Source organism: Nocardioides xinjiangensis, from assembly GCF_017916455.1.
GTDB lineage: Bacteria > Actinomycetota > Actinomycetes > Propionibacteriales > Nocardioidaceae > Nocardioides > Nocardioides xinjiangensis.
In genome coordinates, this window is record NZ_JAFMSY010000002.1 from 113,088 (window position 1) to 131,682 (window position 18,595).

The following is an 18,595-nucleotide window of genomic DNA, read 5'->3' on the forward strand; positions in this document are numbered from 1 at the left end:
GCCGGTGCGGCGCCCGGGGCTAGCCGAGCCGCAGCAGCGCGGCGTAGCGCTCGGTCCGCGCGCCCACGGCGCGGGCGAGGCGGCTCAGGGCGTCGAGCACGAGCTCGGGGTCGAACCCGGTGCCCGGCACGGCGAGCACCAGGCGCGACTCGAGGCTGCCGACCACCACCTGCCCGTGCCGCCACGCCTGGTGGACGCGCAGCCGGCTCGCGTCGTCGACGACGGGCGCCGGGTACGCCTCGTCGACCGCGAGCAGGTCGCACGCGAGCTCCTGCGCGGCCTCGGGGGCCGAGCCGTCGGCGGTCAGGCGCCCACGCACGAGGTGGCCGGTGCGCAACCCGGCGTCGGCGCGCCACACGACGTCCGCCGTGCCGAGCCACTCCGGCAGGTCGAACGGGTCGAGGTCGGTGATCGCGCCGGGCATGCGTCCACCCTGTCAGACCGCGCCGCGGCCGGTCAGATCGGCGAGAGCTCGTCCGGGGACAGGCCGGAGTTCGGCCCCCGGCGGGCGCGGCGGCGGTCGTTGAGGCGGGCGATCGCCTCCGAGGCGAAGAACAGCAGCACCATCGGCCCGGCCATCAACGTCATCGAGAACGGGTCGGCCGACGGCGTCGCCACGGCGGCGAAGACGAACGTGCCGATGATGATCCACGGCCGGTACGCCTTGAGCGAGGCGCCCCTCACCACGCCGGCGAAGTTGAGGAGCACCACGAACACCGGGATGTTGAAGGAGAGGCCGAACACGAACAGGGTGCGCGTGAAGAACTGGAGGTAGTCGTTGAAGTCGATGAGGTTGGTGACGCCCTCGGGGTTGAAGCCGATGAGCACCTGGAGGGCCAGCGGCAGGGTGACGTAGCCGAGCACCACGCCGGCGAGGAAGAGCGGGCCCGCGACGGCCACGAAGATGCGGCTCATCTTCCGCTCCTGCGGGTAGAGCCCGGGCAGTACGAACGCCCAGATCTGGTAGAGCCAGTAGGGCGCGGTGACGATCGCCGAGGTGAAGCCGCACAGGGTCAGCCACAGCAGCAGGCCGGCGGCGGCGCCGCTGGTGGTGGCGTTCGTGGTGCCGGCGGGCAGCTTGTCGCGCGCCTGCTCGTAGGGGCCGTAGACGAGCTCCAGCAACCCGTGACGGAACACGAGCGCGACGCCCAGCGCGACCACGAAGACCAGCAGGCACCGCAGCAGGCGGGCGCGGAACTCCCGGAAGTGGTCCGAGAGCGCCATCCGGCCGTCAGGGCCGACAGGGTGGTGCGGCCGGGCGCTGAACAGCCCAGCGAGTCCCGCGATCCTCACGCTTGTCGCGGCCCCGCGTCAGGCGGTGGTGTCGTCGCGGCGCTCGCGGAGCACCTCGCCCGGGGCGTCGGTGCGCGCCTCGTCCCGGCCGTGGTCCCCGCTGTGGTCCCGGCTGGAGTCGCCGGCCTGCTCGCGGGCGGCCCGGTCGCGGCTCTCGATCTCGCGCTGCTCGGGCGTCGTCTTGTCGTCGTCGCGCAGGCCCTTGGTCTCGGTCTTGAAGATGCGCAGCGCCTGCCCCGAGCTGCGGGCGAGGTCGGGCAGCTTGGCGGCACCGAACACGAGCACGACGATCGCCAGGATCACCAGCCACTCCAGGCCCTGCGGCATGCCGATCATCGGATTCACCATGGAAGTCACTCCGTCGTCCCTGAGGTTGTGTGAGGTGCGTGCGTCAACACCGGCGAGTCTACGCCGTCGTCCTCGTAGAGGCTGAGCGCCGCCCGTGCGGACTCGGTGAACACCCGGGCGTACTCGGGTGGCGCGAGGACGACCGCGTGGGGTGCCAGCCGGAACAGCAGCGACCGCACCCACTGCTCGCTGGCGACCTCGAGGTCGACGTCGACGGTGTCGTCGGGCCCGGGCCGCTGGTTCGTCACCTGGTAGTACTCCAGTGCCCAGCGCGCGGGCGGCGCCAGCCGCAGCGTGACCGTGGTCGTCTCGGCATCGGTGAACCAGCCGCCGGTGAGGTCACGGGCCCGCGCCGCCGGGTCCGCGACCGGGCTGTCGAGCTCGGTGGCCGCGAGGATGCGGTCGACCCGGAAGGCACGGTCGCCCTGGGCGGTGTGGCACCAGGCGTCGAGGTAGAGCAGGTCCTCGACCCGCGCCAGGCCGCGGGGGTCGACCACTCGCTGGGACTCCTGGTCGCGCGAGGGCACGTGGTAGGTGATCTCGACCTGGTGCCCGTGCGCGATCGCCGCCTCGAGGACCGGCACGACGGCGCTGGCCTCGAGAGGCGTGGGTGTGACGTGCAGCCGCAGCAGCCCCTCGTCGTCCTGACCGGCGGCCTCCTCGAGCTTGCGCAGGGTCCGCTCGATGACCTCCCGCGCCTCCGCGGGAGCCACCTCCAGCATGGTGCGGAGCGCGACCACCAGCGACGTGGCCTCGGCGGGCGAGAACCGCACCGGCCGGGCGAGGTAGTCGGCATTGTCCACGCGGATGACCCGCTCGCCCTCCAGCGCCTCGAGGTCGACCTCGATGAGGTCGCCCGGCAGTCCCGGGGAGACGCCGGTCATGAACAGCAGGCGCAGGTCGCGCTCGATCTGGTCGGCGTCGGTGCCGAAGTGGGCGGCCGCGTCGTCGAGGCGCACCTCGCCGCGCGCGAGCAGGTAGGGCACGAGGGCCAGCAGCCGCGCCACCTGGTCCGGGGCGGTGTCCGCCCCCTGCGTGCTCATCGCACCTCTCCCGTTCCCTCGACCGGGCCAGCGACGGCCCGGAGCCGGGTCACCACGTCCTCACGCAGCGACGCAGGCCCCTCCACCACGACGTCAGCGCCGTAGGTGAGCACCTCGTCGGAGAGCTCGTGGACGGGGCCCTCCACGACGACCGCGTCCCACCCCGGGCGCCCCGGGATCGGCGTGACGGACTCGGCACGCCGGCGCAGGCCGACGCCGGTGCCCTGGCGCACCCGCACCTCGGCTCGCACGGACGGGAACGACGGCGACAGCCGGCGGGCGACCTCGCGGACGTCGGTGCCCGGCGGGACGTCGTAGGCACCGGACTTGCCGCTCGCGCGGACCGGCCCGACGATGCGGGACAGGCGGAAGACGCGCTCGGCGCCGCGGTCGACGTCGAACCCGACGACGTACCAGCGTCCCGACGAGCGGGCGAGCCCCCACGGCTGGACCCGGCGGGTGGTCGGCTGGGCCTCGCTGGTGCGCTGGTAGGGGAAGCTGACCTGGCGGCGCTTGCCGACGGCGTCCCAGAGCGGCTCGAAGGCCGGCTCGTCGGCGGTGATGGCCGGGGCCACCACCTCCAGGCGGGACGGGTCGATCTCCACCCCTTGCCCCTTGAGCTTGGCCAGGGCGCGGCCGGTCGCCTTGGCGAGCGTCGCCTGCTGCCACACCTGCGCGGCGAGCCCGAGCACGGCGGCCTCGTCGGACTCGAAGCGGATCTCGGGCAGCGACGTCTGCTCGGTGGGGATGCGGTAGCCGATCTCGTCGTCGAAGAACGCGTCCGCGCTGCCGACCTCGATCACGGCGCCGATCTGGCGCAGGGCGTCCTTGTCGCGCTCGAAGGCGCGCTCGAACGCCTCGTCGCCCGCGGGACTGTGCGCGTGCTCGGGGTAGACGGCCTCGCGGATCGCGTCCTTGCCGATGAAGCGCTTGGCGCCGAGCAGCAGGATGTGCAGGTTCATCAGCCGCTCTGCACGTGGCGTCGCCATGCCCCTGTCCTGCCTCGTCCAGCGCCGCTCGGATCAGGAGGCGGCGAGGATGTCGACCACGAAGAACAACGTGTCGGTGCCCTTGATGCCGGCCTGCTCGTTGCCCTTCTTGCCGTAGCCGTCGGCCGGCGGGATCTCGAGGATCACCCGGGAGCCGACGGTCCGGCCCACGAGGCGCTCGTCCCAGCCCTTGATGACCTGGCCCACGCCGATGGGGAACTCGGCCGGCTCCTTGCTGTAGGACTCGTCGAAGGGCTTGTCGGCCCCGTAGACCTGGCCGAGGTAGTCGACGGTGAGGGTCTGGCCGGACTTCACCTTCGCCCCGTCGCCCTTCACCAGGGTGGTGGCGATGAGCTTGCCGCTCGGCTCGTGGGCGTCGGTGAAGTCGAAGCCGGTGATGACCCCGTCCTCCTCGATGAGCGTGGGCGCCCATCCGGCCGGCTTCTTCTTCTCGCCCTGCGGGCCGTCGAGCGGCGGCACGGTCTCGGACCGGTCGAGGATGTCGACGACCGCGAGGACGGCGTCCTTGTTGCCGATGCCGATGCTCGGGTTGCCGGCCTCCCCGTAGGCCTCCTCGGCCGAGGTGAGCAGGACGACCCGGTCGCCGACCTTGTTGCCGATCAGGGCCTCGCGCAGGAACGGCAGGATGTCCTCGGCGACCTCGAGGGACTGGGGGCCCGACCCGTAGGTGCTCTGGGCCTCCTCCTCGGTGTAGCCGTTGCCGATCCACCAGTCGGCCTTGACCGTGTCGCCGTCGGCGACGGTCTCGCCGTCGCCCTCGATGAGGACCTCGGTCTCGGTCCTCGTGCCGTCGAGGCGGCCGTCGAAGGTGACCTTGGGCTCCTTGCCGTGCTTGCCCTCGATCGTGACCGAGCTCAGCGGCTGCCCGCCGGCCTCGTCGTCGCTGGACCCGGAGCCGCAGGCCGCGAGGGCGAGCATGCTGACGGCGAGGACACCGCTGACGGCAGCGGAACGTACACGAGACACTGGTTCACCTGTTCGATCGGACGGCGTTGCGCGGTCACCCTACCCAGCGACCCCACCCCGGCGGTGACGACACCCACCCCCGGGACCTCCCGGTCGGGCGCGTCCGGGTCGGGCGGCAGGGGGCGCGGGCCGGCTCACATGCCGTCGATGAGCCGCTGCACGCGCTCGTCGTAGGCCTTGAACGGGTCCTTGCAGAGCACGGTGCGCTGCGCCTGGTCGTTGAGCTTGAGGTGCACCCAGTCGACCGTGAAGTCGCGGCGGCGCTCCTGCGCCCGGCGGATGAACTCGCCGCGCAGCCGCGCGCGGGTGTTCTGCGGCGGGACGCTCTTGGCCTCGAAGATCTTCAGGTCGCTGGCGACGCGGGCCACGGCACCGCGCTTCTCCAGGAGGTAGTAGAGCCCGCGGCCGCGGTGGATGTCGTGGTAGGCCAGGTCGAGCTGGGCGATGCGGGCATCGCCGAGGGAGAGGCCGTGCTTGGCGCGGTAGCGCTCGATGAGCTTGAGCTTGATGACCCAGTCGATCTCCCGGTCCACGAGGCCGAGGTCGTCGGACTCGACGGCCTTGAGGGCCCGCTCCCAGAGGTCGAGCGCCCGCTCGATGGTCGGCGTGGAGATCTGGCGCCGGTCGACGAAGTCGCGCGCCTTGCCGAGGTACTCCGCCTGGATCTCCAGCGCGCTCGCCTCACGGCCGTTGGCCAGGCGCACCTTGCGCCGGCCCGACGGGTCGTGGCTGATCTCGCGGATCGCCCGGATCGGGTTCTCCATCGTGAGGTCGCGCATCACCAGGCCCTCCTCGATCATCCGGAGCACGAGGTCGCACGACGCCACCTTGAGCAGCGTCGTGGTCTCGCTCATGTTCGAGTCGCCGACGATGACGTGCAGCCGGCGGAACCGCTCGGCGTCCGCGTGGGGCTCGTCGCGGGTGTTGATGATCGGGCGGCTGCGCGTGGTGGCGCTGCTGACGCCCTCCCAGATGTGCTCGGCACGCTGGCTCACGCTGTACGACGCCCCGCGAGGGGTCATCACGACCTTGCCGGCGCCGACGACGATCTGCCGGGTCACCAGGAACGGGATCAGTATGTCGGCGAGGCGGCTGAACTCCCCGGCCCGGCCGACGAGGTAGTTCTCGTGGCAGCCGTAGGAGTTGCCGGCGGAGTCGGTGTTGTTCTTGAACAGGTAGATGTCGCCGGCGATGCCCTCCTCGTGGAGGCGGGCCTCGGCGTCGAGCAGGAGACCCTCGAGGATCCGCTCCCCCGCCTTGTCGTGCGTCACCAGGTCGACGATGTCGTCGCACTCGGGGGTGGCGTACTCGGGGTGGCTGCCGACGTCGAGGTAGAGCCGGGCGCCGTTGCGCAGGAACACGTTGGACGAGCGACCCCAGCTCACCACCTTGCGGAAGAGGTAGCGGGCCACCTCGTCGGGGCTCAGGCGGCGCTGGCCCCTGAACGTGCACGTGACGCCGTACTCGTTCTCGATGCCGAAGATCCGCCGGTCCATGACCCCACACTAGGCCCGCGGTCCACGTCGCGCGGGCGTACGCAGCGGTGACACGCAGGCCGCCGCCCGCCTTGGGCCTCGCGCCTAGGTTGCGGGCATGGACGACCCGACCGCCGCACCCGGGGCGCACCTCCGCCCGCAGCCTCGGGCTGACTCCCGCCTGAACTCCCTCCTGGACTCTCGCCTCGATTCCTGGCCCGCCCACCTCGCGACGGCCGCCGCCACCGGGCTCGTCACGACGCTCATGCCCGTCCAGCGCTGGTCGCGCGGCGCCCGGTGGACGATGCACGGCGGGACGGGGGTGCTCGCAGCGGCCGGGACGGCGCTGGTCGTGCGGCACCCCGAGAGGTTCGGCATCACCGACAGGCCACGCACCTCGCACCCGCAGGCCCTCGCGGTCGCGGCCCCGGCCGTGGTCGTTGGCGTGGCCGTGGCCGGCGCGAGCCGCGGCGGCCAGGCGGTGGACGCCTGGGCCGAGCGGCGGCTGGTCGCCCGCGGCGTACGCCGCCCGCGGCTGTGGATGGGCCTCGGGGCGGCTGGGCTCTCGCTCGCGATGAGCGTCGGGGACCGGCGACGCGCGGCGCGGCAGGCTCAGGCCTCGCCGGGCTCCGACGGGGGCGACGGCAAGCCGGGTGCCGGCGGCTGACCCGGCTGGGTCGGCGGCTGTGGCGCCGGAGGCCGCGGCTCGCCGGGCGCCGCCGGGTCGGTCGGTGTCCGCTCGCCCGGCTGCGACGGCGGAGCGACCGGGGGCACGACCGGCGGGGCCACCGGGGGTGCCACCGGCGGCTCGCCCGTGACGGGGTCCTCCAGCGGCGGCGTGCCGCCCGACACCTGGTCGGTCGGGTCGGCGGGGTCGTCGGTGGCCGACTGGCGGGGGCCGGCCCCGGCCAGGGCGTCCTCGGGTGCGGCGGCGTCGGCCTGCTCGGGGCCGCGGTCGGCCAGGATCTCGGCGAGGCGTGCCTCGCGCAGGCGCATGAACTTGCGCGGCTGCGTGCGGGTGCGGTCGAGCACCGCCACCTCAAGGTCGCGGGCCGGGATGACGCGGTCGTCGGTCTCGCTGTGACCGAGCGCGCGGACGGCGCACCGGACCGCGTCCTCGAGGGAGGCGCCCTCGACGTAGTGCTCGGTGAGGTGCGCGGCGACGACGTCGGCCGCCCCGCCCATCACCGCGAAGCCGTGCTCGTCGGCGACCTGGCCGTCGTAGGTGAGCCGGTAGAGCTGGTCGTCCGCGGGCGCGTCCCCGATCTCGGCGACGAAGATCTCCACCTCGTAGGGCTTCTCGCCGCCCGAGGAGAAGATCGTGCCCAGCGTCTGGGCGTAGGCGTTGGCCAGGCCGCGGCCCGTGACGTCGCGCCGGTCGTAGGCGTAGCCGCGCATGTCGGCGAGGCGCACGCCGGCGATGCGGAGGTTCTCGAACTCGTTGTAGCGACCGACCGCGGCGAAGGCGATCCGGTCGTAGATCTCGCTGACCTTGTGCAGCGCCTGCGACGGGTTCTCGGAGACGAACAGCACGCCGTCGGCGTACTGCAGCGCCACCACGGAGCGTCCGCGGGCGATGCCCTTGCGTGCGAAGTCGGCCCGGTCCTTCATCAGCTGCTCGGGCGAGACGTAGAACGGCATGCTCATGCGGGGCCTCCTAGACCAGCTCGGCGGCAGGGCCGTCGGGCCGCCGCATGCGGGACGCGATCATCCGGTCCGCGATGGCGGAGACCTCGTCGTCGGGCATCCGGCGCCCGCCGTCGGCGGTGATGACGTGGACGACCGGGAAGATGCGGCGGGTGAGGTCGGGGCCGCCGGTGGCGGAGTCGTCGTCGGCGGCGTCGTAGAGCGCCTGGATCACGGCCGTCACGGCGCCCTCGGCGTCGAGGTCCTCGCGGTAGAGCTTCTTCAGCGAGCCCCGCGCGAAGAGGGAGCCGGAGCCGACCGAGTGGAAGGCGGTCTCCTCGTAGCGGCCGCCGGTGACGTCGTAGCTGAAGATCCGGCCGCCGCCGGCGGCCAGGTCGTACCCGGCGAACAGCGGGACCACGGCGAGGCCCTGCATCGCGAGGCCCAGGTTGGCCCGGATGAGGGCGGCCAGGCGGTTGGCCTTGCCGTCCATGGACAGCGTGGTGCCCTCGATCTTCTCGTAGTGCTCGAGCTCGGTCTGGAACAGCCGCACCATCTCGACCGCGAGCCCCGCCGTGCCGGCGATGCCCACGACCGAGTACTCGTCGGCGGGGAAGACCTTCTCGATGTCGCGCTGGGCGATGATGTTGCCCATCGTGGCCCGGCGGTCGCCCGCCATCACCACCCCGCCGTCGAAGGTGGCGGCGACGATCGTGGTGCCGTGCGGCGCCAGGTCGCCCGCGTCACCCGGGGGCACCGCCCGGCGCGACGGCAGCAGGTCGGGGGCCTGTGCACCCAGGAAGTCGGTGAAGCTCGACGTGCCGGGCGTCATGAACGAGGTGGGCAGCCGGGACTCGCTCACTGGCCGCCCTTCTGGATGAACGACTTCACGAAGTCCTCGGCGTTGGTCTCGAGGACCTCGTCGATCTCGTCGAGGATCGCGTCGACGTCCTCGTCGATCATCTCCTTGCGCTCGGCGACGTCGGTCTCCACGACCTCCTCGGTCGCCGTCTCCTCCTGCGAGGACTTGCGCGGCTGCTTCTGCTCCTGGGCCATGACTCGACCCTATCCACTCCCCCTGACGCCACAAGGCGTTCACCGCAGGGCGAACGGGTGTGTCGGTGCGGGCCGCGCGGTCGTCGTACGTCGCGCAGGGGCGGCACTTCTCGAGGGTTGTGTGAACCTCGGGGGGCGTGCAGGCCCCCGGAAGTTCGCAATCCCCCGCTTGAGCGGGGGATCCGCACCCGGGCGCCGACGCGGCCGGCTACCCGCGCTGGCCCGTCGTCCGCGCCGGACTTCTCCAGGGTTGTGTGATCTCCGAGGGGCGTGCAGACCCCCGGAAGTTCGCAATCCCCCGCTTAAGCGGGGGATCCGCACCCGGCCGGCCGGCCCGGCCGGCTACCCGCGCTGGCCCCGTCGCTCGCGACCGGACTTCTCGAGGGTTGTGTGATCTTCGAGGGGCGTGCAGACCCCCGGAAGTTCGCAATCCCCCGCTTAAGCGGGGGATCCGCACCCGCGGCCGGCCGGCCAGCACCCCGACGACGCGCAAGCGCGGTCAGCGGGTGATCGCCGCGACGAGCGCCTGCGCGGTGTCGCTGCGGTCGATCAGCTCCCCCACGTGGGCGCGGGTGCCGCGGAGCGGGTCGATCGTCGGGACCCGCTGGAGCGATTCGCGTCCGGGGAGGTCGAAGATCACCGAGTCCCACGACGCGGCGGCGACCGCGTCGGCGTACTTGTCGAGGCACCGGCCGCGGAAGTAGGCCCGGGTGTCGGTCGGCGGCTCGTGCATGGCCGCCTCGATGCCGGCGTCGTCGAGCAGCCGCTCGATCCGCCCGGCAGCGGCCAGGCGGTGGTAGAGCCCCTTGTCGGGGCGCACGTCCGCGTACTGCAGGTCGATGAGGTGCAGCTTCGCGTCGTCCCAGTCGAGGTCGTCGCGGTCGCGGTACTGGTTCAGGAGCTTGAGCTTGGCGACCCAGTCGAGCTCGGTGGCGCACTCCATCGGGTCGCGCTCGAGCCGGGTGAGCACCGACTCCCAGCGGGCGAGCACGTCGACGGTCTGCTCGTCGGCGTCGGCTCCGTAGCGGTCCTCGACGTACTTGCGCGCCAGCTCGAGGTACTCCAGCTGCAGCTGCACGGCGGTGAGCCGACGACCGTCGCGGAGGGTCAGCAGGTGCCGCAGCGTCGGGTCGTGGGAGACCTCGCGCAGCGACTTCACGGCCCCCTCGACGGCGAGGTCGCGGTCGATGAAGCCGTCCTCGATCATCGCCAGCACGAGCGAGGTGGTGCCGACCTTGAGGTAGATCGAGACCTCCGCGAGGTTCGCGTCGCCCAGGATCACGTGCAGGCGGCGGTAGACCGCGGGATCGGCGTGCGGCTCGTCGCGGGTGTTGATGATCGGGCGCTTGAGCGTCGTCTCGAGCCCGACCTCCACCTCGAAGTAGTCGGAGCGCTGGCTGATCTGGAACCCGCGCTCGGGCGTGGTGTCGCGGCCGTCCTGGCCGATGCCCACCCGCCCGGCACCGGTGACGACCTGGCGGGAGACGAAGAACGGCGTGAGGTGGCGCACGATCTCCGCGAACTGGGTGGAGCGGCGCATGAGGTAGTTCTCGTGCGCGCCGTAGGACGCACCCTTGTTGTCGGTGTTGTTCTTGTAGAGCAGGATCGGCGTGCTGCCCGGCACCTGCGCCGCCATCCGCGACGCGTCGAGCATGACCTGCTCCCCCGCCTTCTCCCAGCGCACCACGTCGAGCGGCGTGGTGACCTCGGGCGAGGAGTACTCCGGGTGCGCGTGGTCGACGTAGAGCCGTGCGCCGTTGGTGAGGATGACGTTGGCGAGGCCGAGGTCCTCGTCGGTCAGCTGGGTGGGGTCAGCGACCTGCCGCGCCATGTCGAAGCCGCGGGCGTCGCGCAGCGGCGACTCCTCCTCGAAGTCCCACCGCGCGCGACGCGCCCGTGCGGTCGAGCTGGCATAGGCGTTGACGACCTGCGACGACGCGACCATGGGGTTGGCCGAGGGCTGCCCCTGCACCGAGATCCCGTACTCGATCTCCGTGCCCATCACGCGGCGTACGCTCATGGGATGAGCCTACGGGTGTGGGACGAGCGCGTCGTGCCGCGCCTCACGGAGCTCAGCCTGCGCGGACCCGAGCTCCACGAGGTGCGCGCCGCCACCTGCGCCGGGCTCGCCGGACGGGTGCTGGAGATCGGCTTCGGCAGCGGGCTCAACGTGCCCTGGTACCCCGCGGAGGTCACGTCGGTCACCGCCATCGAGCCCTCCGACCTCGGCTGGCGGCTCTCGGAGCCCCGCCGCAGGGGCGCTGCGCTCCCGGTCGTCCGCGCCGGGCTCGACGGCCAGCGCCTCGACCTGCCCGACGACTCCCACGACAGCGCGCTGGTCACGTTCAGCCTCTGCACGATCCCGGATCCGCTGGCCGCGCTGCGCGAGGCGAGGCGGGTCGTGCGCGACGGCGGTCGGCTGCACGTCCTCGAGCACGGCCTGGCCCCCGACGAGTCCGTACGCCGCTGGCAGCGGCGGCTCGAGCCGGTGCAGCGGGCCCTCGCCGGTGGTTGCCACCTCACCCGCGACGTCCCGGCGCTGGTGGGGCGGGCCGGATGGCACGTCGAGGACATCGAGCAGGCCTACCTGCCCGGGCCCGCCGTCGCCCGGCCCTGGGTGCACTGCACGCGCCTGCGCGCGTCGTGAACCCCCGGCCGGGGACGGCCGAGGCTCAACGCCCGCGGCGCAGGAAGCCCAGCAGGAAGATGACGATGACGACGACGACGACGATGATCAGAATGGTTCGCATCTGCTCAACCTAGCGCTCCGGGCCCCCGCGGCAACCCTCCGGAGGGGTGTCGCGCTCAGGGCCGCCGCGACTGCCAGGCGTGCGCGAGGTTCACCCCGACGATGCCGGCCAGCGTCACCAGCAGGGCGAGGAACTCCCCGTTCACGCCGAGGGCGATGCTGATCGGGATGAAGGCGACGAGCGAGACGATGCCGAGCGCCAGCTGGCGACCACCGGCCCCCGCGACCGCGGACGTACGCCGCTGCTCCAGGGCGGCGCGCTCGGCGACCCGCCGCTCCACCGCGCGCTCGATGCGCTCGGCGAACCCGTCGACGAGCTCGGCGTCGTAGCGCGCACCGAGCTCGCGACGGGCGGCGAGGGCGGCCTCGATGTCGCCGTGGCCGAGGTCGTCGTCGCGGGTCACCGGAGGCTCACCCCGGCCGGCTCACAGGTACTGGCCGGTGTTGGCGACGGTGTCGATGGACCGGCCCGGCTCGGTGCCCTGCTTGCCGGTGATGAGCGTGCGGATGAAGACGATCCGCTCACCCTTCTTGCCCGAGATCCGCGCCCAGTCGTCGGGGTTGGTCGTGTTGGGCAGGTCCTCGTTCTCCTTGAACTCGTCCACGCACGCCTGGAGCATGTGCTGGACGCGGAGACCGCGCTGGGCGGGATTGAGGTCGCTGTCGAGGAAGTCCTTGATCGCCATCTTCTTCGCCCGGTCGACGATGTTCTGGATCATCGCGCCGGAGTTGAAGTCCTTGAAGTAGAGGACCTCCTTGTCGCCGTTGGCGTAGGTGACCTCGAGGAAGCGGTTCTCCTCCGACTCGGTGTACATCCGCTCCACCGTGGCGCGGATCATCGCGTTGACCGTGGCCTCGCGGTCGTTGCCGAACTCGGCGAGGTCGTCGGCGTGCAGCGGCAGCCGCGCCGTGAGGTACTTGGAGAAGATGTCGCGCGCCGACTCGGCGTCCGGCCGCTCGATCTTGATCTTCACGTCGAGCCGGCCCGGGCGCAGGATGGCCGGGTCGATCATGTCCTCGCGGTTGGACGCCCCGATCACCAGCACGTTCTCCAGCGCCTCGACGCCGTCGATCTCGCTCAGCAGCTGCGGGACGATGGTGTTCTCCACGTCGGAGGAGACGCCGGACCCGCGGGTGCGGAACAGCGAGTCCATCTCGTCGAAGAACACGATCACCGGGGTGCCGAGCGACGCCTTCTCGCGCGCCCGCTGGAAGACCAGCCGGATGTGGCGCTCGGTCTCGCCGACGTACTTGTTGAGCAGCTCGGGTCCCTTGATGTTGAGGAAGTAGGACTTCCCCGACGCGCCGGTCTTCTCGGCGACCTTCTTCGCCAGCGAGTTGGCGACCGCCTTGGCGATGAGCGTCTTGCCGCAGCCGGGCGGACCGTAGAGCAGCACGCCCTTCGGCGGCTTGAGCTCGTGGTCGCGGAACAGCTCGGGGTGCAGGTACGGCAGCTCGACGGCGTCGCGGATCGCGTCGATCTGCGTGGTGAGGCCGCCGATCGAGCCGTACTCGATGTCGGGCACCTCCTCGAGCACGAGCTCCTCGACCTCGGACTTCGGCACGACCTCGTAGACGTAGCCGGCGCGGGTGTCGAGCAGCAGGGAGTCGCCCGCCCTGATGGTGACGTCCTCGGCGCGCAGCGGCTCGGCAAGACGTACGACGCGCTCCTCGTCGGCGTTGGCGATGACCAGGGCGCGCTCGCCGTCGGCGAGGATCTCCTTGAGCATCACGACCTCGCCGACCTGCTCGAAGTCGAGCGCGGCGACGACGTTGAGCGCCTCGTTGAGCATGACCTCCTGGCCGCGCACGAGGCCGTCGAGGTCGACGGCCGGGCTCACGCTGACGCGCAGCTTGCGCCCGCCGGTGAAGACGTCGACCGAGTCGTCGTCGTTGCGGCCGAGGAAGGTGCCGAACCCGGCCGGCGGCTGCGCCAGGCGGTCGACCTCCTCCTTGAGCGTGGTGATCTGGTCGCGCGCGTCGCGCAGCGTCTGGGCCAGGCGCTCGTTCTGGCTGGAGACGGCGGCCAGCGAACGCTGCGCGTCGGCCAGGCGGTTCTCCAGGCCCCGGGCGTGGCCCGGCACGTCGTCGAGGCGGCGGCGCAGGTCGGTGACCTCCGCCTCCAGGTAGCGCACCTGGGTGGCAAGTTGCTCGCGGGTCGGCTCCGTCATCTCGCACCTCCTGCTCAGTGACACTACCCACGGATCCGCGGGAGGGAAGGGCACACACGCCTGAGTTGGTCACCGTTTGGCAACGCCGCCGCGTCGGCTGTCCCGATCCGCGGGCGCGGCGCCCCCTCAGCCGGCGTCGTTGACGCGGCGGATCTCCTCGAGCTCGTCGGCGGTGAGCTCCCCCGACGCCGCGAGCACCTGCTGCAGGATCGCCGACTTCCCGGCGACGTAGGTGTCCATGTCCATGGCCGGGTCGGCTGCGAGCGCGCGCTTGACCCCGGCGTACGCGTCGCGCAGGTCGTCGCGGCCGCGCAGGACGTCGCGGACGGCGAGGTGGTTGCGCACCGAGGCGGTGCCGGCGGGGCACACGTAGACGTGTCGGCGCGGCCCGCCCGGGGCGTGGAAGGCCCCCCGGCCGGGGACACCGAGGTCGCCGCGGTGGACGTAGCCGACCGCCTCCAGCGCGGCGACGGCGGCGGGGACCTCCGCGGCGTCGACGACCACGTCGATGTCCAGGACCGGCTTGGCGGCCAGCCCGGGGACCGACGTCGAGCCGACGTGCTCGACGCGCGCCGACGGCACGTCGACGAGGGCCGAGCGCAGGACGGTCGCGACCTCCTCGAACTGCCGCGACCAGTCCGGTGACCAGTCGACGACCTCGACGCCGCTCACGCGCCGTCGGCCGCCTCCGCCGGCGGGACGTCGGCCGGGCGCGGGCCGGTGTAGTCGGGTCCGTACGCTCCGGGCGCGGGTCGCCGGGTCTTGCGGGGCGGCCTCTCCCCCGGCGCCATCCGGCGTGCGGTGACGAGGAAGGCGGTGTGCCCGATCATCTTGTGCCCCGGCCGCACCGCGAGGCCCTCGACGTGCCAGTCGCGCACCAGCGACTCCCAGGGCTGCGGCTCGGTGAAGCCGCCGTGGGCGCGGAGGGTCTCCACGACACGTGAGAGCTGGGTGGTGGTGGCGACGTAGGCACAGATGATCCCGCCGGGCACGAGCGCCTCGGCCACGACGTCGACGCAGCTCCACGGGTCGAGCATGTCGAGGATGACCCGGTCGACCTGGCCACCGAGAGCGGGCAGGCCGTCCTTGAGGTCGCCCAGGCGCAGGTCCCAGGCAGGGTGCGTGTGGCCCTCCGGAGCGGAGAAGAACTGGCCGACGTTGCGCCGGGCGACGTCGGCGAACTCCTCGCGCAGCTCGAACGACGTGACCCTGCCCCACGGGCCGACCGCGCGCAGCAGCGAGCAGGTCAGGGCGCCGGAGCCCGCCCCGGCCTCGACCACGCGGGCGCCCGGGTAGATGTCGGCCAGGGCGACGATCTGGGCGGCGTCCTTGGGGTAGACGACCGCGGCGCCGCGGGGCATCGACACGACGAACTCGTTCAGGAGCGGGCGGAAGACCAGGTACTGGCCGCCGGCCGACGAGGTGACCGTGAAGCCCTCGTCGCGGCCGATGAGCTCGTCGTGGTCCAGGTGGCCCTTGTTGGAGAAGAACCGCTTGCCCGCGGTGAGCTCGAAGTTGTGCTTGCGGCCCTTCTGGTCGGTCAGCCGCACCCACTCGCCCTCGCGAAGAGGACCGCGGTGGACGCCGGACCAGGCCTCGGCGGGGACGTCGGGTGAAGGCTCGGGCATGCCGCGAAGACTAGTGGTCGACGCCGCGTCGTCAGCGCCGGGCGTTCTCCCGGAAGGCGCGATCGACGTCGGCGGTCGACAGCACGCCGTAGATCCGGCCGTCCTCCTCGACGAGGAGGTACTCCTCGGCCGGGCGCCGGCTGATCGCCAGGATGAGGTCCTCACCGGACACGGCGGCCGGGAGGGCGAGGCCGTCCTCCATGGTGCGGGCCACCGTGGAGACCGCCACCCAGGGCCGGCGGTCCGCCGGCATCGCCGTCACGGCGGCCTCGCTGACGATGCCGACCGGCGTGCCGTCGGCGGCGACGGTGACGATGCTGCCGGCCTGCGCCTCCTGCGCACGGCGTACGGCCTCGGCGAGCGGCAGGTCCTCGGGGACGGTGAGCGTGCGCCGGGCGAGGGGTCGCGCGACCAGCGCGGGGAGCCGCTGCCGCAGCCGGGCGTGGGCCATCGCCGCCGTGGCGCCGGTCCACAGGAACAGGCCCAGGATGAACACCAGCACGAGGTCGAGGATCGTCGGCTCGGACCCCGTCAGCGGCTCCTGGACGAGCGGCCACGCCAACAGCGCCAGGGCGGTGAGCCGCCCGCCCCAGCCGGCGACGATCGTGCCGCGGTGCTGGTCGCCCGACGCGCCCCAGACCGCGGACTTCAGCACCCGGCCCCCGTCGAGCGGCAGCCCGGGGACGAGGTTGAGGACCCCGATGAGCAGGTTGGCACCGGCCAGCCCCTCGACCGCGACCCGCAGGAGTCCGTCCGGCACGACGAACCACAGCCCCGCTGCGGCGGCACCCACGGCGATCGACGTCAGCGGCCCGACGACGGCGATCCAGAACTCGTGGCGCGGCCGGCGCGACTGCCCGTCGATCTCGGTCATGCCACCGAGGAAGTGGAGCGTGATCGAGGTGACGCCGTAGCCGAGTCGCTGCGCCGTGACGGCGTGCGAGGCCTCGTGGAGTAGCACCGAGAGGTAGAGCACGACCGCGAAGACGAATCCGGCGACGTACTTCCAGAAGCCCAGCCCCGGCTCCTCCTGCTCGATCCGCGGGGCGAAGGTGAGCGAGATCAGGAGCGCGACGATGAACCAGGAGCTCGTGATGAGCACGTCGATGCCCGCGATCGAGCCGATCCGCAGCGTGCCCCGGGCGCGCGGCGTACGGCGGGGACGCCCCTGGGCAGGGGCCGGATCGGTCGGGTCGGGCACGCTTGAACCCTAACGAACGCCACCCACGGCGCCGGCGCGCAGGAGCGGCGGAGGGCGCTGTCGCACCCCTCGCCTAGGGTGACGGCGTCATGTCGATACCCGTCCCGGCCTCCGTCGTCCCGGCGCCCGCCCCCGCGCCCGCTCGGCGTCCCGTCGAGTCCCCCGCCGAGCGTGTGTCCACCCCCGTCGACGGAGTGGAGGTGCTCGGCGCCCTGTCGCCGAGCCGCGCGAGCGATTTCATGACCTGTCCGCTGATGTACCGCCTGCGCACCGTCGACCGGCTGCCCGAGGAGCCGTCGCCCGATGCCGCCCGCGGCACCGTGGTGCACAAGGTGCTCGAGGACCTCTTCGACCTGCCGGCGTCGGACCGGACCCCGGAGCGGGCCGCCGACATGCTCGCGCCGGCCTGGAGCGACCTTCTCGATATCGAGCCCGCCCTCGCCGACATGTTCGGCGGCGACGGCCCGGACCAGGCGGCATGGCTCGCGTCCTGCCGCACGGTGCTCGAGCGCTACTTCGACCTCGAGGACCCGCGCCGGCTCGAGCCGGCCGAGCGCGAGCTCTACGTCGAGGCGCTGCTCGAGTCCCGGCTCCTGCTGCGCGGGTTCGTCGACCGGGTCGACGTGGCTCCCGACGGCCGGATCCGGGTGGTCGACTACAAGACCGGCCGCAGCCCGGGCGAGGGCTTCGAGGCCAAGGCGCTGTTCCAGATGAAGTTCTACGCCCTCGTCATCTGGCGCCTGCGCGGCATCGTGCCGTCGGTGCTCCAGCTGGTCTACCTCGGCAACGGCGAGATCGTCCGCTACGAGCCCGACGAGCACGACCTGCTCGCCACCGAGCGCAAGGTCGAGGCGCTGTGGCGGGCGATCCGGCTGGCGCAGGAGACGGGCGACTGGCGACCCAGCCCGTCACGCCTGTGCGACTGGTGCTCCTTCCACCAGTACTGCCCGACCAAGGGCGGCACCGTCCCGCCCCTCCCCGAGCCGCCGGCGCCGCTGGCGGGCCGGGCGGACGCCTCGGTCGACGAGTCCGCGGACTGAGCTCCGCCCCTCGCCCCTCACCGCCCGGTCCTCCGCCGCCCGCCTGCCGGCGCCAGCGTGCCGGCGCCAGCGTTATGCGGACCCGCACCCATACGTACGCCTTCGTGTGACGCCCGCCCACGCCCGCGCCGCCGGGGGCGACGCGGCGGCGCCGGCTCAGCCCTTCCGCGCGAGCATCCGCCCCAGCGCGGGCGGGTCGAGCCCGACGAGGGAGTCGGCGAACACGCGCCCGTCCCCCTCGAGGATCGGCACGTGGTTCGGCACGCACAGGACCGTGCAGCCGGCGGCGACCGCCGACTTGGCGCCGGTGTTGGAGTCCTCGATGGCCAGGCACTGTCCGGGGTGCAGGCCGAGCTCGGCGGCGGCGGTGAGGTACGGCTCGGGGTGCGGCTTGCCGAACTCCACGCGGTCGCCGGTGACGACGCTGGCGAAGGTGCCGGCCGGGAGCCGCGACAGGATCGGCGTCACGAACCGCTGCCACGACATGGTCACCAGCGCGCAGGGGACACCGTGCGCGTGCAGGTCGGTGAGCAGCTCGCGGGCACCGGGACGCCACGGGACCTCCTCCTCGACCCGGGCGACCACGCCGTCGAGCAGCTCGTCGACGATCTGCTGAGGCGTCCGGTCGATGCCCATGTGCACCCGGATGTAGTCGCCCGACTCCAGCAGGGCGTTGCCGACGAGGTTCATCGCGTGCTCGTGCGACCACGTCCCGCCGTACCTTTCCGCCATCTCGTACTCGGTGGCGATCCAGTACGGCTCGGTGTCGACGAGCGTGCCGTCCATGTCCCAGAGGACTGCGGCGGGCAGGGGGTGCGGCGGCGCCGGGAGGGTCACCCGAGCGACCCTATCGACGTGGGCAGCGGCTCGCGCCGCCGCCCACACCCCGGCCCGCACCTCGGCCGCGACTGGTCAAGGCGCACCCAGCACCGGTAGACAGGGGCCACTCGGGAGCCTCTCGAGGATGCGAACACCGTCTGCACATCGTC

Annotated in this window: 20 protein-coding genes; 3 read left to right on the plus strand and 17 right to left on the minus strand. The window is 72.6% G+C overall.

Annotated features, from left to right (window positions below):
- Positions 1–19: 19 nt before the first annotated feature.
- The 7 genes from J3P38_RS11510 to pafA form a co-directional block, all read right to left on the minus strand.
- Positions 20–424 carry a hypothetical protein gene (locus tag J3P38_RS11510; protein ID WP_210440937.1) on the minus strand — a complete coding sequence of 135 codons (405 nt, stop codon included), beginning with the start codon at positions 422–424 and terminating at the stop codon, positions 20–22.
- A gap of 32 nt (positions 425–456) precedes the next feature.
- Entirely contained in the window at positions 457–1,224 is a 768-nt protein-coding gene (gene tatC, locus J3P38_RS11515) for a twin-arginine translocase subunit TatC (RefSeq protein WP_210440938.1), read from the minus strand.
- An 87-nt stretch (positions 1,225–1,311) separates the two neighbouring features.
- Complete coding sequence (gene tatA, locus J3P38_RS18140) at positions 1,312–1,641, minus strand: twin-arginine translocase TatA/TatE family subunit (protein ID WP_210440939.1); 330 nt, start codon at positions 1,639–1,641, stop codon at positions 1,312–1,314.
- Between the two features lie 5 nt (positions 1,642–1,646).
- Positions 1,647–2,684, minus strand: coding sequence for a helix-turn-helix transcriptional regulator (locus tag J3P38_RS11525; protein ID WP_210503748.1), 1,038 nt, complete (start codon positions 2,682–2,684; stop codon positions 1,647–1,649).
- Positions 2,681–3,673, minus strand: coding sequence for a helix-turn-helix transcriptional regulator (locus tag J3P38_RS11530; RefSeq protein WP_210440941.1), 993 nt, complete (start codon positions 3,671–3,673; stop codon positions 2,681–2,683). Before J3P38_RS11530 ends, J3P38_RS11525 begins: the two co-directional genes overlap by 4 nt.
- Positions 3,674–3,706: 33 nt before the next feature.
- On the minus strand, positions 3,707–4,660 hold the full coding sequence (locus tag J3P38_RS11535; RefSeq protein WP_210440942.1) for an FKBP-type peptidyl-prolyl cis-trans isomerase: 954 nt from the start codon (positions 4,658–4,660) through the stop codon (positions 3,707–3,709).
- 134 nt (positions 4,661–4,794) lie between these two features.
- Complete coding sequence (pafA, locus tag J3P38_RS11540; protein WP_210440943.1) at positions 4,795–6,156, minus strand: Pup--protein ligase; 1,362 nt, start codon at positions 6,154–6,156, stop codon at positions 4,795–4,797.
- Between the two features lie 97 nt (positions 6,157–6,253).
- Here pafA and J3P38_RS11545 point away from each other — a divergent pair, with 97 nt between their 5' ends.
- A complete protein-coding gene (locus J3P38_RS11545; protein WP_210503749.1) occupies positions 6,254–6,802 on the plus strand; it encodes a hypothetical protein in 549 nt (182 codons plus the stop codon).
- On the opposite strand, the gene prcA is transcribed toward J3P38_RS11545, so the two are convergent.
- The 4 genes from prcA to dop all read right to left on the minus strand — a co-directional run bounded on the left by prcA (position 6,748) and on the right by dop (position 10,837).
- Positions 6,748–7,782, minus strand: a complete 1,035-nt coding sequence (gene prcA, locus J3P38_RS11550) for a proteasome subunit alpha (protein WP_210503750.1) — start codon at positions 7,780–7,782, stop codon at positions 6,748–6,750. The genes J3P38_RS11545 and prcA overlap by 55 nt on opposite strands.
- Before the next feature lie 10 nt (positions 7,783–7,792).
- Positions 7,793–8,593 (minus strand): proteasome subunit beta, encoded by an 801-nt coding sequence (gene prcB / locus J3P38_RS11555; protein ID WP_210441593.1) that lies wholly within the window; start codon positions 8,591–8,593, stop codon positions 7,793–7,795.
- A 26-nt stretch (positions 8,594–8,619) separates the two neighbouring features.
- The gene (locus J3P38_RS11560; RefSeq protein ID WP_172261243.1) at positions 8,620–8,817 is read right to left on the minus strand and encodes a ubiquitin-like protein Pup; all 198 of its coding nucleotides are present in this window, start codon (positions 8,815–8,817) and stop codon (positions 8,620–8,622) included.
- A 499-nt stretch (positions 8,818–9,316) separates the two neighbouring features.
- Positions 9,317–10,837 carry a depupylase/deamidase Dop gene (gene dop / locus J3P38_RS11565; RefSeq protein WP_210440946.1) on the minus strand — a complete coding sequence of 507 codons (1,521 nt, stop codon included), beginning with the start codon at positions 10,835–10,837 and terminating at the stop codon, positions 9,317–9,319.
- Between the two features lie 3 nt (positions 10,838–10,840).
- Here dop and J3P38_RS11570 point away from each other — a divergent pair, with 3 nt between their 5' ends.
- Entirely contained in the window at positions 10,841–11,464 is a 624-nt protein-coding gene (locus J3P38_RS11570; RefSeq protein WP_210440947.1) for a class I SAM-dependent methyltransferase, read from the plus strand.
- Between the two features lie 158 nt (positions 11,465–11,622).
- On the opposite strand, the gene J3P38_RS11575 is transcribed toward J3P38_RS11570, so the two are convergent.
- The 5 genes from J3P38_RS11575 to J3P38_RS11595 all read right to left on the minus strand — a co-directional run bounded on the left by J3P38_RS11575 (position 11,623) and on the right by J3P38_RS11595 (position 16,566).
- Positions 11,623–11,970: a hypothetical protein gene (locus tag J3P38_RS11575; protein WP_210440948.1), complete on the minus strand. Its 348-nt coding sequence runs from the start codon at positions 11,968–11,970 to the stop codon at positions 11,623–11,625.
- A 21-nt stretch (positions 11,971–11,991) separates the two neighbouring features.
- Positions 11,992–13,737 carry a proteasome ATPase gene (gene arc / locus J3P38_RS11580; RefSeq protein ID WP_210440949.1) on the minus strand — a complete coding sequence of 582 codons (1,746 nt, stop codon included), beginning with the start codon at positions 13,735–13,737 and terminating at the stop codon, positions 11,992–11,994.
- 126 nt (positions 13,738–13,863) lie between these two features.
- Complete coding sequence (locus J3P38_RS11585) at positions 13,864–14,409, minus strand: GrpB family protein (protein ID WP_210440950.1); 546 nt, start codon at positions 14,407–14,409, stop codon at positions 13,864–13,866.
- Complete coding sequence (locus tag J3P38_RS11590) at positions 14,406–15,365, minus strand: tRNA (adenine-N1)-methyltransferase (RefSeq protein WP_210440951.1); 960 nt, start codon at positions 15,363–15,365, stop codon at positions 14,406–14,408. The genes J3P38_RS11585 and J3P38_RS11590 overlap by 4 nt, the downstream gene beginning before the upstream one ends.
- A gap of 31 nt (positions 15,366–15,396) precedes the next feature.
- Positions 15,397–16,566, minus strand: a complete 1,170-nt coding sequence (locus tag J3P38_RS11595) for a site-2 protease family protein (RefSeq protein WP_307807868.1) — start codon at positions 16,564–16,566, stop codon at positions 15,397–15,399.
- A gap of 89 nt (positions 16,567–16,655) precedes the next feature.
- On the opposite strand from J3P38_RS11595, the gene J3P38_RS11600 reads away from it, so the two are divergent.
- Positions 16,656–17,606, plus strand: coding sequence for a RecB family exonuclease (locus J3P38_RS11600; protein WP_210440952.1), 951 nt, complete (start codon positions 16,656–16,658; stop codon positions 17,604–17,606).
- Between the two features lie 156 nt (positions 17,607–17,762).
- Here J3P38_RS11600 and J3P38_RS11605 read toward each other — a convergent pair whose 3' ends face one another.
- Positions 17,763–18,443, minus strand: coding sequence for an HAD family hydrolase (locus tag J3P38_RS11605; protein WP_307807869.1), 681 nt, complete (start codon positions 18,441–18,443; stop codon positions 17,763–17,765).
- Between the last annotated feature and the right edge of the window lie 152 nt (positions 18,444–18,595).

Bases quoted from the DNA above. Each gene is read 5' to 3' on its own strand.
- J3P38_RS11510 (WP_210440937.1), bottom strand. From the start codon at position 424: ATGCCCGGCGCGATCACCGACCTCGACCCGTTCGACCTGCCGGAGTGG.
- tatC (WP_210440938.1), bottom strand. From the start codon at position 1,224: ATGGCGCTCTCGGACCACTTCCGGGAGTTCCGCGCCCGCCTGCTGCGG.
- tatA (WP_210440939.1), bottom strand. From the start codon at position 1,641: ATGGTGAATCCGATGATCGGCATGCCGCAGGGCCTGGAGTGGCTGGTG.
- J3P38_RS11525 (WP_210503748.1), bottom strand. From the start codon at position 2,684: ATGAGCACGCAGGGGGCGGACACCGCCCCGGACCAGGTGGCGCGGCTG.
- J3P38_RS11530 (WP_210440941.1), bottom strand. From the start codon at position 3,673: ATGGCGACGCCACGTGCAGAGCGGCTGATGAACCTGCACATCCTGCTG.
- pafA (WP_210440943.1), bottom strand. From the start codon at position 6,156: ATGGACCGGCGGATCTTCGGCATCGAGAACGAGTACGGCGTCACGTGC.
- J3P38_RS11545 (WP_210503749.1), top strand. From the start codon at position 6,254: ATGGACGACCCGACCGCCGCACCCGGGGCGCACCTCCGCCCGCAGCCT.
- prcA (WP_210503750.1), bottom strand. From the start codon at position 7,782: ATGAGCATGCCGTTCTACGTCTCGCCCGAGCAGCTGATGAAGGACCGG.
- prcB (WP_210441593.1), bottom strand. From the start codon at position 8,593: ATGACGCCCGGCACGTCGAGCTTCACCGACTTCCTGGGTGCACAGGCC.
- J3P38_RS11560 (WP_172261243.1), bottom strand. From the start codon at position 8,817: ATGGCCCAGGAGCAGAAGCAGCCGCGCAAGTCCTCGCAGGAGGAGACG.
- dop (WP_210440946.1), bottom strand. From the start codon at position 10,837: ATGAGCGTACGCCGCGTGATGGGCACGGAGATCGAGTACGGGATCTCG.
- J3P38_RS11570 (WP_210440947.1), top strand. From the start codon at position 10,841: ATGAGCCTACGGGTGTGGGACGAGCGCGTCGTGCCGCGCCTCACGGAG.
- arc (WP_210440949.1), bottom strand. From the start codon at position 13,737: ATGACGGAGCCGACCCGCGAGCAACTTGCCACCCAGGTGCGCTACCTG.
- J3P38_RS11590 (WP_210440951.1), bottom strand. From the start codon at position 15,365: ATGCCCGAGCCTTCACCCGACGTCCCCGCCGAGGCCTGGTCCGGCGTC.
- J3P38_RS11600 (WP_210440952.1), top strand. From the start codon at position 16,656: ATGTCGATACCCGTCCCGGCCTCCGTCGTCCCGGCGCCCGCCCCCGCG.